At 60.1% G+C, this 12,801-nt stretch carries 9 protein-coding genes and 5 pseudogenes; 9 read left to right on the top strand and 5 right to left on the bottom strand.

Annotation, left to right across the window (positions count from 1 at the left end; all coding sequences use genetic code 11):
- Window positions 1-437 precede the first annotated feature (437 nt).
- The 4 genes and pseudogenes from AUQ37_RS05930 to AUQ37_RS13665 all read right to left on the bottom strand — a co-directional run bounded on the left by AUQ37_RS05930 (window position 438) and on the right by AUQ37_RS13665 (window position 3,228).
- Entirely contained in the window at window positions 438-623 is a 186-nt protein-coding gene (locus AUQ37_RS05930) for a hypothetical protein (protein WP_058747806.1), read from the bottom strand.
- A 176-nt stretch (window positions 624-799) separates the two neighbouring features.
- Window positions 800-1,318 (bottom strand): hypothetical protein, encoded by a 519-nt coding sequence (locus AUQ37_RS05925; protein ID WP_058747805.1) that lies wholly within the window; start codon window positions 1,316-1,318, stop codon window positions 800-802.
- Window positions 1,315-2,298 carry a DUF262 domain-containing protein gene (locus AUQ37_RS05920; protein ID WP_058747804.1) on the bottom strand — a complete coding sequence of 328 codons (984 nt, stop codon included), beginning with the start codon at window positions 2,296-2,298 and terminating at the stop codon, window positions 1,315-1,317. Before AUQ37_RS05920 ends, AUQ37_RS05925 begins: the two co-directional genes overlap by 4 nt.
- A 78-nt stretch (window positions 2,299-2,376) precedes the next feature.
- Window positions 2,377-3,228: pseudogene (locus AUQ37_RS13665) on the bottom strand (pyridoxamine kinase).
- Window positions 3,229-3,393: 165 nt separating this feature from the next.
- Between AUQ37_RS13665 and AUQ37_RS05910 the strand changes: the two are divergent.
- The 9 genes and pseudogenes from AUQ37_RS05910 (at window position 3,394) to AUQ37_RS05875 (ending at window position 12,399) form a co-directional block, all read left to right on the top strand.
- On the top strand, window positions 3,394-4,206 hold the full coding sequence (locus tag AUQ37_RS05910) for a hypothetical protein (protein WP_058747803.1): 813 nt from the start codon (window positions 3,394-3,396) through the stop codon (window positions 4,204-4,206).
- 110 nt (window positions 4,207-4,316) lie between these two features.
- Window positions 4,317-6,281, top strand: coding sequence for a helicase C-terminal domain-containing protein (locus tag AUQ37_RS05905; protein ID WP_058747802.1), 1,965 nt, complete (start codon window positions 4,317-4,319; stop codon window positions 6,279-6,281).
- A complete protein-coding gene (locus AUQ37_RS11220; RefSeq protein ID WP_201013795.1) occupies window positions 6,239-6,409 on the top strand; it encodes a helicase C-terminal domain-containing protein in 171 nt (56 codons plus the stop codon). The genes AUQ37_RS05905 and AUQ37_RS11220 overlap by 43 nt, the downstream gene beginning before the upstream one ends.
- A gap of 278 nt (window positions 6,410-6,687) precedes the next feature.
- Complete coding sequence (locus tag AUQ37_RS05900; RefSeq protein ID WP_082662438.1) at window positions 6,688-7,632, top strand: bile acid:sodium symporter family protein; 945 nt, start codon at window positions 6,688-6,690, stop codon at window positions 7,630-7,632.
- A 388-nt stretch (window positions 7,633-8,020) separates the two neighbouring features.
- Window positions 8,021-8,895 (top strand): annotated as a pseudogene (gene pdxS, locus AUQ37_RS05895) (pyridoxal 5'-phosphate synthase lyase subunit PdxS).
- Window positions 8,892-9,446, top strand: a pseudogene (gene pdxT / locus AUQ37_RS13660) (pyridoxal 5'-phosphate synthase glutaminase subunit PdxT); the annotation flags it as partial. The pseudogenes pdxS and pdxT, both read left to right, overlap by 4 nt.
- A 150-nt stretch (window positions 9,447-9,596) precedes the next feature.
- Complete coding sequence (locus AUQ37_RS13655) at window positions 9,597-10,262, top strand: tetratricopeptide repeat protein (RefSeq protein WP_394325623.1); 666 nt, start codon at window positions 9,597-9,599, stop codon at window positions 10,260-10,262.
- Window positions 10,259-11,034, top strand: a pseudogene (locus AUQ37_RS13650) (UvrD-helicase domain-containing protein); the annotation flags it as partial. The gene AUQ37_RS13655 and the pseudogene AUQ37_RS13650, both read left to right, overlap by 4 nt.
- A gap of 30 nt (window positions 11,035-11,064) precedes the next feature.
- Window positions 11,065-12,399, top strand: a complete 1,335-nt coding sequence (locus AUQ37_RS05875) for a 3'-5' exonuclease (protein WP_235584976.1) — start codon at window positions 11,065-11,067, stop codon at window positions 12,397-12,399.
- On the opposite strand, the pseudogene AUQ37_RS13645 reads toward AUQ37_RS05875, so the two are convergent.
- Window positions 12,385-12,795 (bottom strand): annotated as a pseudogene (locus tag AUQ37_RS13645) (cupin domain-containing protein). The gene AUQ37_RS05875 and the pseudogene AUQ37_RS13645 overlap by 15 nt on opposite strands.
- Window positions 12,796-12,801 lie beyond the last annotated feature (6 nt).

The following is a 12,801-nucleotide window of genomic DNA, read 5'->3' as shown; positions in this document are numbered from 1 at the left end:
TTTGCGTCTGGAAAAATTGTATTATAATACAATTCTTGGGCGATTTTTCGACGAAAATTGTATTATAATACCATTATTCAGCCGATGTTCTTTAAGGAAATTTTTCTTGGGATGGATTTTCAACTGCTTCAATACAGATTATTTTCAACTCAGGTTTGCAGTTGGAGAGTGATCGATGCTGGGACTGTCATTCATTCTTTGGACCGCCAGCAATAAAAAGCAGCCTTTCGGAATGTTTCAATTGCCAAACACAAAACTGCCAAAGGCAGTTTTTCCTGAATGATTTATATGCCAAAAGGTACCAAACGCACGAATCGGGAACCTGTATCTTTATGTCGTAATGTAAAAGATAAGGCTTGGAATCTGTTTGCGTTTTGTTTACCGAACAACAGACATACAGGCCGTAATCCAGTTTTCGTGTTGCCGATCCAAATATGTCATTCTTTTGCAGGATAGTTATCAGGACAGGATTCGTTGGATCCGCAGCAGGCTTTGACCTTCATATAATAATCCCGGATTTTCCTGGCCATCAACACCCTTCTCTTCTGAAGGAATTCGTCATATCTGGTGAAATCCATATCGAATACATCTTCAGGGATGCAGTTTGCGGACAGATTGGCCATGAGTCCGTCTATGTCAGATATGTTGCTCTTGTCCGTGGTATTCGTTCTGCATTGATCTCTGATCCTGCTGAAGTAGTCGCAGGGCGCCGAATCGGAGATGGCTATGTTGATGCTCTTGTCCAGATAAGCATAGTTGGCTACCTGGTCGTACTGTAATTTGGCGAATCCTTTGCTCTTCAGATAGCTTTGGGGAAGATATGGTGCACATCCCCGACGCCGAGCTTGATCAATGTGGACACTTTCGTGTTGACTGTAAGCAGCGAACTGTCGTTGAGGAATACCTGAGCGGCCACATATGTGAGGAATGCGGGCGATGCGAACAGCGGTGTTTCGAGGCCCTGAACCAATTTGTACTCCCAGAATGACTCCGGCAGATCGGACCGCTCGATCTCCTCCAGGCAGTTGATGAATCCTTTTTCACGGATCAGCCGGAGGTCGCGGCCCATGGAGCTTTCGGGAGAGGAAGCATAGCGTCCCGTCAGCACAGACATGACATACCACCGCCCCACCAGCGGTTTCACTTTGGTATTGGGAATGTGCGAATCATGCTGCAGCATGAGATAAAGAGCATAGACGAAATCAACCGTCATCTTCGATCTCAGCTGAGCAGGATTCTCGAATCCGACCGATTCCAGGCATGATATGAAACTGCGGTAGTTGTACGGATTGATGTATTCGTCCACCGCGGCCGTCATGGCAGAGAAAGTATCCTTGATGATCTCATCATCGTAGGTTTTGTTTCGAAATTGCGTCCGGAAAGCAGACTGGCTAGATCCGCCATCTTGCTTTTTCCGAAAGCATATATGAACGTGGTCCTCAGAACATCGCCGTATGACGGTTCGAACAGCAATTTCTGTTTGGACGCCCATTCCATGCTTTTGCCTTTGTCATTGTAGAATTCCGGGTCGTTCTTCTCCATAATGTCGATGAACCCGTTCCGCTTGACTACGTGGCAGAAGTAATCTATTGTCTTTCTCAGCCGGCCTCCGTTGTTCTCCGTATCCGTGGCTATCCTGGACATGACGAAGTCGGACTGGTCCAGCACAGTGCCTTTTGAATTGATCCTCACGAAGATCTCCGTGACCGTTTCGATATCCAGTTCGGGGGCCAGTTCGATGACTCCGAGCTGAAGCTGCTCGATCCGTTTCAGTTTGTTGAACTCACGGTTGAAGTCGGACGGGTTGATGTCGGGGTTGGCCTTCCGATACTCTTCTACGAATGTGAACGAGTCGAATCCTGCTTTGAATATAACTGAGATATCCGGAATCCACTTCCTGCTCTTCAGGTGTGATGAATTCTGGACCTCGAAGCGTTCTTCATCAGACTCGGGAAAAGGATTGAAGGCAATCGTGATGCGCTTCAATTCATAGTCATCATCCAGCACTTTGATTCCAAGAAGCGAGGCCATGAGGGCAGTTACGCGCTGCTGTCCGTCGATCAATATCCTCTTGCTGCCGGATGATGTGCCGTCTTTGAGTTTCACTGATGGGTTCAGCCAAGTTATCAGATATCCGGTCGGATAGCCATTATACAGAGAATCGATGAAGTCACGCACCTGCGTCCTTTTCCAGACGAACGGCCTCTGGATCTCCGGTATCGCGATCCTCCCGTTCCTGACATCTTCCAATATGCCCTGAACCGGAAGCTGCAGGACTGTGTACTTGTTGTCGCCCATAATCCGACCTCTGCCTCATTTAAATCCGGCTCTGATGCCCTCGGGAAGAGCCCGTTCCCGAGGGGCAGGGCCCCTGCCTCAGTCCTTCCTGAGCCCCATGTCATCGAGGAGCCGGGGGAAGCCGGCCTCGAAGTTCACGCCGAACCTGACGTCGGTGCCGGCGTCGTGGGTCCTGACGATGCTCCTCCAGGTGAAGTCCACGGCCAGCTCCGTCGCCCTGGCCAGGGTGAGGCCGTTCATTACGGAGGCGACGATAACTGACCCGAAGATATCGCCCGTGCGTGGTAGTATCCGGGGATGCGGTCGCGGAAGAAGTACTCCGTCTTCCCGGTGCCGGCATCGTAGCAGGCGGCGCCCAGCTTCACGCTGTCGAAGTGCACGCCGGTGAGGATGACCTTCTTCGGGCCGAGCGCGGAGAGGCGCCTGAGCAGCCCTTCGATGTACTCTTCCGTGTACGGGCCCGGCCTGTACTCCTCGCCGAGCATGAACACCGCCTCGGTGATGTTCGGCATAATGCGTCCGCGCGGGTGCAGAGGTCCCTCATGCCTTTCGCGAAGGACATGTCGAACCCAGGGTACATCTTGCCGTCGTCGGCCATCACCGGGTCGACGAAGATCTGCGCCCCGTTCCCCTTGGCGTACGCGAAGATCTCCTCGACGAGCGCCACCTGCCGGGCGGACCCGAGGTAGCCGGTGTACACGCCGTCGAATCTCACATTCAGGGATTTCCAATGTGCCAGTATGGGCTCGATGTCGTCGGTGAGGTCGCGAAAAGTGTAGCCCTTGAACCCGCCAGTGTGGGTGGAGAGCACGGCGGTGGGGAGGGCGGAGCACTCGACGCCGGCGGCCGAGATGATCGGCAGGGCGACGGTCAGGGAGCATTTGCGACGCACGAGATGTCGTGGACGGCGAGAACGCGTTTCTGCTGCATATGCCCGATTGATGGGCCACCGCGTATTAAACAACCGCGAACAGGGAATGCGCCTGCGGCGGAAGCACAGGGAAACACAGAATGACAGGGGGGTCTCGGCCATTTCCCGAGGTCCCGCCTGCTCTCCCCGATACTTTTAAGAAACGATAGCAGGAATAGAGGCGCATGCTGAATTCGGACGAGCATCTCGAGAGGGCCCTGGCGGAGTACAACGATAAGGTCTCCGCCCTCGAGGACAGCGGGCCCAGGGAAAAGCTCCTCGAGGCCCTCGTGAACCGCGGCTGCGTCCTGTTTATGATGGACTCCTACGTCTCCGCCTACGGCGATTTCGATGATGCGTCCGACATCATCGCGGAGATCGAGGACTCCGGAGGGTCGGTGGACCCGGGGCTGTACGTCAAGACGCATGCCATGAAGGGGATGACGATCGTCGAGAAATCGGTGCACGAGGCCGCGGAGGAGTTCAGGCTGGCCGCCACGAGGCTCGGGCAGCTGAAGCCGGGCGCCAGGCACTTCCCGGACGGCAGGGCCATCGCCGACTTCTGCCTCGACTGCGCCCAGACGCTCATCGACGAGGACATGGGCGCGGACGCCCTGCCGTTCACGGAGAAATCCATGTCCCAGACCGTCGGGAAGGACGATGCCTGGAGCCGCAACAGGTACATGGAGGCATGCAGCATGGAGGCGGACGCCCTGTCCGGCTCGGAGGACCCGGAGAAGGCCGGGGAGTACTTCGACGAGGCCGTGCGCACCGGGGAGTCCCTCAGGCCTCCGGGGAGCTGGAGGACGACATCATGCTGGTCGACGCCTACGTCGGCCGCGCGGAGCTCTGCAAGGGGGAGGAGTTCATCGGGTATGCGGAGAAGGCCGAGAGGATCCTCGAGGACCTCGAGGCCCGCCATGCCCTGGAGGACAGGGACCTGCTGTCGCAGCTGTGCGGGGAGATCGCCCAGGCGTACATGGGTCTGCACAAGATGAAGGAGGCCGAGAAGTACCTGATGAAGCAGGTAAAGCTCAGCATCGGCGCCGAGCCCCCGCGGTCCGGGGATTCCGCCCATTGATATACGGCGGAGGGATTAGGCGGAGCGATGCGCACATTCTTCTGCCCCCAGTGCGGGGCGATGGTCCTCCCGGGCGTCGGCACATGCCCTTCTTGCGGGACCGTGCTCGGAGCCGACGGGCCTCAGATGCAGGAGCCCGTCCCGGAACACCGTCAGGGCCCTGCCACGGTCTCCGACGCCTCCGAGATGAAGGCCCCCTTCCTGCCCTACGAGCCCAGGGAGTTCCAGCTGCAGATCATCAGCGACATAGTCGATGCCCTCGATCGGCACCGGCACATCGTCATCGAATCGGGCACCGGCACCGGGAAGACCATCGTGTCCCTGGCGGGGGCCCTGCAGCACGCGAGGAAGACCGGCAAGAAGATCATCTACACCACCCGCACCATATCCCAGTCGGACCAGGTGATGAAGGAGCTCAAGGCGATCTCCTCCCTCAAGCCGGTCTCCGGGATAACGCTCACCGGCCGTAGCAAGTCCTGCCCCCTGCTCCAGTCGCGCCCGGACTTCGCCGACCTCAGCCCGAGCGCGCTCTCCACCCTCTGCTCCGACCGGAAGCAGAAGAGCCTGCAGAACCGCCCCGGAGGGTGCCAGTTCTTCGAGCAGGTGGAGCCGAGGCTGAACAGCATCTCCATGTACGCCAGGAGGAGCTTCCCGCGCTCGGAGGAGCTGGACGCGTTCTGCAGGAACCTCGGCGCCTGCCCCTACGAGGCCAAGAAGCTCCTGCTGAAGGATTTCGATGTCGTCGTCGCGCCCTATGTGCACATAATCGACCCGGAGATCAGGAAGAACCTGCTGACAAACATGGGCGTGGACGAGAAGGGCATCGTGCTCATCGTGGACGAGGCCCACAACCTGATCGACGCCGTGAGGCAGCAGGAGAGCTTCACCATCACGGCCAGGCTCGTGGCGTCCGCCCACGACGAGGCCATGCTGTTCACCGATGCCTCCGACGCTTCAACGCCGGCGGCGTCCCAGCGTCGGTCCCCGCAGCTGTGCCAGGGCGTCACCATGACCGAGTTCGTCCGCGCCGTGGGGAGGGCCATGAAGGACCTCGGAACCAAGTACATCGGCTTCAATAGGAAGGAGACCGCCCTGCCCCCCAAAGCTCTCGAGGGGAGCCTCTGCGCCATCCTGGGCATCGACGATGCGCAGCTCGGGGCGGCCGTGAACAGGCTGATCGAGCTGGGGGAGAAGAGGGAGGAGGCCATTGCCGACACCGACGCGCCCTCCTCGCCGGTCCTGGAGCTGGGGCACCTGCTGGAGGCGTGGATCAAGAGCCCGGACAGCAGGTACGTCCGCGCCGTCCGCGCCGATGCGGACGGGGAGTTCCTCACTGCGTCCTGCATAGATCCGGCGGACATCGTGACGTTCATGCGCTCCCTGCCGGGCGCGGTCCACATGTCCGGAACGCTGCAGCCCCTGGCTCAATATGCGAGGGTGATGGGGCTGCCGGGCGACTCGATACCCAGGACCTACCCGTCCCCGTTCCCTAAGGAGAACAGGCTCGTGGTCTACACCCGCGGCCTGTCCACGAAGTACGACGAGCTGAAGTCCAACCCGTCGATGTGGCCCGAGATCCAGCGGACGGTCGCGAAGCTCTGCAACTCCGTCAGGAAGAACACCCTGGTCTTCATGCCGTCGTACAGCATGATGGGCAAGATACGCCCGTACCTGGAGGAGGCCGTCGACAAGCCTCTCTACTGGGAGGAGAAGGGGAGGCAGAGGAACACCATGCGCTCGCTCGACGCCTTCCGCAGGGGCAGGGACGGCGTGTTCGTCTGCGTCATGGGCGGGTCGGTGGCCGAGGGCATGGACTTCCCGGGCGACGAGCTGTGCTTCGCCGTGATCGTCGGCATGCCGTACCCCCCGCCGTCGCTGGAATCCGACGCGATGAAGACCATGTTCGACTCCCGCTACGCGCCGGGATGGGATGGGTCTACTGCTCGGAAGTGCCTGCGGTCAGGAAAATCCGCCAGGCGATCGGCCGCCTGATCAGGACCGAGACCGACCGCGGGATGGCGGTCATCATCGACAGCAGGGCCGCGAGGAACGCGAGGCAGCTGGGGGCCGTGCCCACGGACGATCCGGTCGGTGACGCGGCCAGGTTCTTCTCCGAATGAACGCTGAGCAGATGGATCGGACCGGCAGGGATAATATACCGGACGCGGCATCCCGGTTCCGTGCGGGGCGCGGAAGCCCATAAGCTCCCGATCCATTGCAAAAACGCTGTCTCAGAGACCCGCGTAGCTCAAAATTAAAACCGGACGGGCCGGGCGACATGGCCTTGCGCCGCCCGCCCCGCACACTTCTCCGACTCCTGCCTCTTACGCGGCGGTCACGACAGGCTGCTCCGTAAGCACGCAAAATGCTTATATCAGGCTTTTAGGTGGGTGCTGTCATGGCAATGATGTCCGTCCTCACGGACATAAAGTACTGGGTCGCAGCATCGATCTTCGTGGCGTTCGCCGTGGGCAGCCTGGGCGATCAGGTCCCCAACATGGTGATAGCTGTCCTCATGCTGCAGATGATCGCGGCGATGGCAGGGCTGTCGTTCAGGAAGGATGACTTCAAGAAGGATGCCAAGCCGATATTCTGGTCCTTCGTCTGCTGCTTCGGGATCTGCACCGCGCTGACGCTAGCCGTGGGCGCCCTCTTCATCCCGTCCTACAAGGACCTCTGGTACGGCTGGGTCATGCTCGCCTCGGTACCCGCCGGGGTCTCGGTCATCACCCTCTCGCTGATGATGAAGGGGAACAGGGTGATGTCCGTTCTTGCCCTGACCGTGATCTACCTCATCGCCCTGGCCCTCACCCCCCTGCTCACCACTGTGTTCATCGGGGATGCGGTCAGCCCGCTTGACATCTTCAAGTACGTGCTCCTGTTCATCGCCGTCCCCCTCCTGGTCAACATACCGCTCAAGAAGGTGAAACTCAACCAGAACGGGAAGGTCATCTTCATCAACATCATGATGTTCTTGCTGATGGTCTTCTCCATCGGGAACAACAGGGACTTTATCATCGACAACCTCGACCTGGTCCTCTACATCATCGCCGCCTGCCTGGTCAGGACGTTCGGTGTCAGCCTGACCATGGTCTGGTTCATGAAGAGGCACGGGACCGACAGGGACAACGGCGTCGTCTACATGGGGTTCGCCGTCTGGAAGAACTCCGGCCTGGCGACCACCATGTGCCTCGTGCTCCTGGACGCCAGCGAATCCGCCCTGCCCTGCGTCCTGTCGCTGATGATGGAGAGCATCTGGTTCGCGGTCATGAACGGCTACATCAAGAAGCACTGGCCCTCCCATGAGAACGTCGAGGCCGAGGTGCTGGGGACGGCGGCCTGAAAGGCGCCGTCCTCTCCTCTTCCGGATCGATCGCCGAACATGATCGGCTCGGAATCGGGAGCTTTTCCCTCCCGATTTCGCCTGCGCCCCGCCTCCCGTTCTAAGTGCCAGACAGCGCATCTGCATCCGCGGGCCTGGATCGAATTGCCAAATATTATCGAAGCGGAATACGGGGAATGAAACGGATCTGGCATACCGCACAGATTGTTGGGTCCTGAGATGCTTTAATAAATGCCTCAATGCAGGCATCTTTTTCCATTTCTTAGGAAAAATATATCCAGCATGAAGGACATTACTTTGTAATCTATTGTTAATGTACATAATAATACATTAATGTACTTTTTGGATATTGTTAAATAGCATGTCTGCATGGCAAGCGACGATAGAAATGGCCAAGAGCAGATATGAACTGAACAAGGAACTGGCTCAGATGCTGAAGGGCGGCGTCATCATGGATGTCACTACCCCGGAGCAGGCGAAGATCGCCGAAGAGGCAGGGGCCGCCGCCGTTATGGCCCTCGAGAGGATCCCTGCGGACATACGCGCCGCCGGCGGGGTTTCCCGCATGAGTGACCCCAAGATGATCAAGGGCATCCAGGACGCCGTCTCCATCCCAGTGATGGCCAAATGCCGCATCGGGCACTTCGTCGAGGCGCAGATCCTCGAAGCCCTGGAGATCGACTACATCGATGAGAGCGAGGTCCTCACCCCCGCCGATGACATCTACCACATCGACAAGACCAAGTTCAAAGTTCCGTTCGTCTGCGGTGCCAGGGACCTCGGCGAGGCCCTCAGGAGGATCTCCGAGGGGGCCAGCATGATCCGCACCAAGGGAGAGCCCGGAACCGGCGATGTCGTGCAGGCCGTCCACCACCTCAGGGCGGTCAACTCCGAGATCGCCAGGGTGAAGGCGCTCAGGGCCGACGAGGTCTATGAGAAGGCCAAGGAGCTCCAGGTTCCAGTCAGCCTGGTGCAGTACGTCCACAGGCACGGCAAGCTCCCGGTCGTCAACTTCGCCGCCGGAGGCGTCGCCACCCCCGCCGATGCCGCGCTCATGATGCAGCTCGGCGCAGAGGGAGTGTTCGTGGGTTCGGGCATCTTCAGGTCCGGGAACCCCGCCAAGCGCGCCAAGGCCATCGTCCAGGCAGTCACCAACTACGACGACCCGAAGATCCTGCTGAGGTCTCCACCGACCTCGGCGAGGCCATGGTCGGGATAAACGCCGAAGAGATCAAGACCATAATGGCAGAAAGGGGGCAGTGAGAACGCCGACGGCCGCCGTCCTCGCACTTCAGGGGGCCTTCATCGAGCATGAGCGCTCCCTGAAAAGGCTGGGCGCCGACGTCTTCGAGATCAGGCAGCGCGCGGACCTGCAGAGGCATTTCGACGCGCTCGTCATCCCCGGCGGGGAGAGCACCGTCATCGGAAAGCTCCTCCGCGATCTGGGTCTTTATTCCCCGCTCAGGAAGATGATCGAGGACGGGCTTCCCGTCTTCGGCACCTGCGCGGGGCTCATCGTCCTCGCGAAGGAGGTCGTCGGAGGGGAACCGGTGTTCGGGACCCTGGACGTCAAGGTCAGGCGCAACGCCTACGGACGCCAGCTCGGCAGCTTCTACGCAGAGGAGGATTTCGACGGGATCGGAAAGATACCCATGACCTTCATCCGCGCACCTGTAATAGAGTCTGCAGGGCCGGGAGCCGAGGTCCTCGCGAAGGTCGACGGGCAGATCGTCGCCGCCCGCCAGGGAAGGCAACTGGGCATCACGTTCCACCCTGAACTGTCGAAGGACCTCAGAGTGCACCGCTATTTCCTCGAGGAAGTGGCGGGGCTCAGCCTGCGAAGGCAGCGATTCAAGGCGATCCGCTGCGGGGATTCTTATCCCCGTTTCGGAATTAACCTGCAGTCGAGAAATCGTTCGGTGCAGCACGCCCTTTCCGCTGACTATAAAATCCGATTCTCCATCATGTCAGCTATGACCGGCGAACAGCCTGCTGACAGCGCCCGCGAGATACCTCCGCCCAGCGATCCTGGCGATCTCTACGTCCTCGGCGGCGTTTACTATCAGGGGATCGGCGTTCCCGTCGACAAGGAGAAGGCCGCCGCCCTCTACCGCATGTCGGCCGACAAAGGCAACGCCGACGCCATGGTGAGGCTCGGCATCATCCTCATGACCGGCGACGGCGCGGAGCAGGATTACCGCGAGGCCTCCAAGCTCTTCAGGAGGGCGGCCGACCGCGGGAACGCCGACGCCGAGTACCTGCTCTCATCCCTCTATTCCCGCGGGAAAGGGGTCGACCGCAATCCCATCGAAGCGGTGAAGCTCTGCCTGCATGCGGCGGCCGAAGGCTGCACAGGGGCCATGTGCCAGATGGGCAAATGGTACCGCGACGGCGAGAACTGTGTCGACAGGGACATGGCGAAGGCCGTCTACTGGCTGAAGCAGGCCGCGGAGAAGAAGGACGCCGAGGCGCTCTACGAGCTGGGATGCATGTTCGCGTTCGGCGAGGGCGTGGAGAAGGATGAGGCGAACGGCCGCACTCTCCTGCGGTACGCCGACATGTACGGGGACCCGGACGCCGCCGGGGCCCTGGAAGCCCTCGACGGCGGCATGGACCGGAGACCGGAATGAAAGGATACCTCGACAGGCTGAACGACGCCCAGAAGGAGGCCGTCCTGACCACCGAGGGCAGGGTGAGGGTGATAGCCGGTGCCGGAACAGGCAAGACCCGCGCCCTCACCGCCCGCTACTGCTACCTCGTGGATGAGGCGGGGATATCCCCGGCGAACATCCTATGCGCCACCTTCACCAACCGCGCCGCGGACGCATGAAGCGGAGGATCCGTGCGGAACTGGGAGATCTCGACCTGGGGATGATCTGCACCTTCCACGCCTTCTGCGTGCAGCTTCTGAGGGAGGACATCAACGTCCTCAACTATCCCAAGGACTTCATCATCATGGACGAAGAGGACGTGAGGGACACCCTCCTCAAGGTGTTCTCCGACATGGGTCTGACGTCGCGCGACATCACCGTGAAGAAGGCCAACGACAACATCCTCGAGACGCGGAAGTTGCGCACCGAGGACTACATCGACAACGTCTACCTGCTTAACAACGAGGAGCTGAGGGCGAGGTTCGAGGCGACGGACGACATGGAGGAGGGGATCTTCCTGCGCTATCTGTACGAGCAGAAGAAGAGCTTCGGCCTCGATTTCAACGACCTCATCAATTTCGCCACCTACATCCTCGAGCGCTTCCCGGACGTCCGCGCCAAATGGGCGGGGAGGATGGAGTACGTCATGGTCGACGAGTTCCAGGACGTCAGTGCGAGGCAGTACGGCATCGCCAAGATACTCTCGTCAGTCCACCGCAACCTCTTCATCGTCGGCGACCCGGACCAGACCATCTACACCTGGAGGGGCTCGCACGCGAAGATGTTCCTCGATTTCGACAGGGAGTTCCCTGATTCCAAGACCATCGTCCTCGATATCAACTACCGCTCCGTCCCCGAGATCCTGGCCGCTTCGGACGAGCTCATCAGCCATAACATCGTCCGCTACCCCAAGACCCTGAAGGCGGTGAAAGAGGAGGGCACCAAGCCCGTCTTCTTCCACGCCAAGAGCGACCGCGAGGAGTCCCAGTGGATCTGCTCCCGCATCTCCGACATCAGGAAGGAGGGCGGGAAGCTCGGGGACTGCGCCGTGCTCTACCGCGCCCATCATCTCTCGCGCCCGCTGGAGGAGGCCCTGATGCGCAACAAGATCCCGTATGTCATCTACGGCGGGACGGAGTTCTATTCCCGCCGCGAGGTGAAGGACCTCATCTGCTACCTGCGCATGGTCGCCTACGGCGACGACATCTCCTTCCGGAGGGTGGTCAACGTCCCTCCCAGGAAGATCGGCAGGAAGAAGATGGAGCTCCTGGCAGAGAGGGCGGAGGCCGGGGGCAGGACGCTGTACGAGGCGCTGAGGGACAGCATCCGCGACCCGGTCTTCAAGGGCACCGATGCCGGACGCTTCGTATCCTGCATCGAGGCCGCCCGCGAGCTCCGCGGGAGCATGTCGCTCGGCGACCTTCTGCAGGCGCTGATGGACCGCTCCGGGTACGAGAGGTTCCTGAGGCTGCAGGGGGACCAGGAGAGGCTGGACAACGTCGCCGAGCTGAAGCGCGGGATAACCGAGTACGGGGAGGACCCGGACGCCACTCTGGAGGATTTCCTGGTGCATGCGTCGCTGTTCGACGGGAACGGAGATGAGAAACCGGACAGGGTGAAGCTCATGACCGTCCACACCTCCAAGGGCATGGAGTTCCCGTACGTCTTCATCTGCGGGCTTGACGAGGGCGTTTTCCCCTCGAAGAAGACGGACAGCCCGGAGGAGATGGAGGAGGAGCGCAGGCTGATGTACGTCGCCATGACCCGCGCTGAGTACGGCCTGTACCTAACCGACTCCGAGGGGCCGGCCGAGTCGGGAGGGTTCAAGAGCCCCTCGCGTTTCGTCTTCGAGATCGGAAGGGAGAACCTCGATTACGCCGTCGAACTGGACCCGGAGATGGCCAAGGAGATGGAAGGGCGCGTCCGCACCGAGGCGGCGCGCGCCAGGAGGATATCCGACCTGTTCCGGCGCGGGGACAGGGTAATCCATCAGGTCTTCGGAGCAGGTACGGTGGAAGAGGTTTCCGAGCGCGAGATGTGCTACGTCGTGAAGTTCGACAATCTCGAGACTCCCCGCACCCTGCGCTTCGACGCGAAGCTCTCACGGGAGCTTTGAGTAGTCGGCGTCCGAGACGGGCCCGCACCATTCGGTGGAGGCCCCGGGAGCGGGCACCTCCACGGCGATGTGCGAGAACTAGGAATCCTTGGCGGCCCCGTGCCAGTGCTTCACCTCCGGCGGGATGGAGACGACATCGCCGGGATGCAGTTCGCGCGGCTCCTCTCCCCATGCCTGGTATCATCCGCAGCCCGCGATGCAGATCAGGACCTGCCCGCCCTTATGGTGTATGTGCCAGTGGTTGCGGCATCCCGGCTCGAAGGTCACGTTGCGATGCCAACGGGGGGACTCGGCGAACATCTTCAGATAGCTCTTGCCTTCGAAATGGGCTCCGTAAGGGTTGGGCTCTCCGGCATCGAACGGGCTGAGGTCTTTGGGGACTTCTTCAGATGACATGATGTA

The organism is Candidatus Methanomethylophilus sp. 1R26, from assembly GCF_001481295.1.
Lineage (GTDB): Archaea > Thermoplasmatota > Thermoplasmata > Methanomassiliicoccales > Methanomethylophilaceae > Methanomethylophilus.
This window is presented reverse-complemented; position numbering and strand designations above follow the sequence as displayed.

Coding starts and splice junctions, on each gene's coding strand:
- AUQ37_RS05920 (WP_058747804.1), bottom strand. CDS start 2,298: ATGGGCGACAACAAGTACACAGTCCTGCAGCTTCCGGTTCAGGGCATA.
- AUQ37_RS05875 (WP_235584976.1), top strand. CDS start 11,065: ATGTTCCTCGATTTCGACAGGGAGTTCCCTGATTCCAAGACCATCGTC.
- AUQ37_RS05925 (WP_058747805.1), bottom strand. CDS start 1,318: ATGACGGCCGCGGTGGACGAATACATCAATCCGTACAACTACCGCAGT.
- AUQ37_RS05905 (WP_058747802.1), top strand. CDS start 4,317: ATGCGCACATTCTTCTGCCCCCAGTGCGGGGCGATGGTCCTCCCGGGC.
- AUQ37_RS05910 (WP_058747803.1), top strand. CDS start 3,394: ATGCTGAATTCGGACGAGCATCTCGAGAGGGCCCTGGCGGAGTACAAC.
- AUQ37_RS05930 (WP_058747806.1), bottom strand. CDS start 623: ATGGCCAATCTGTCCGCAAACTGCATCCCTGAAGATGTATTCGATATG.
- AUQ37_RS13655 (WP_394325623.1), top strand. CDS start 9,597: ATGTCAGCTATGACCGGCGAACAGCCTGCTGACAGCGCCCGCGAGATA.
- AUQ37_RS05900 (WP_082662438.1), top strand. CDS start 6,688: ATGGCAATGATGTCCGTCCTCACGGACATAAAGTACTGGGTCGCAGCA.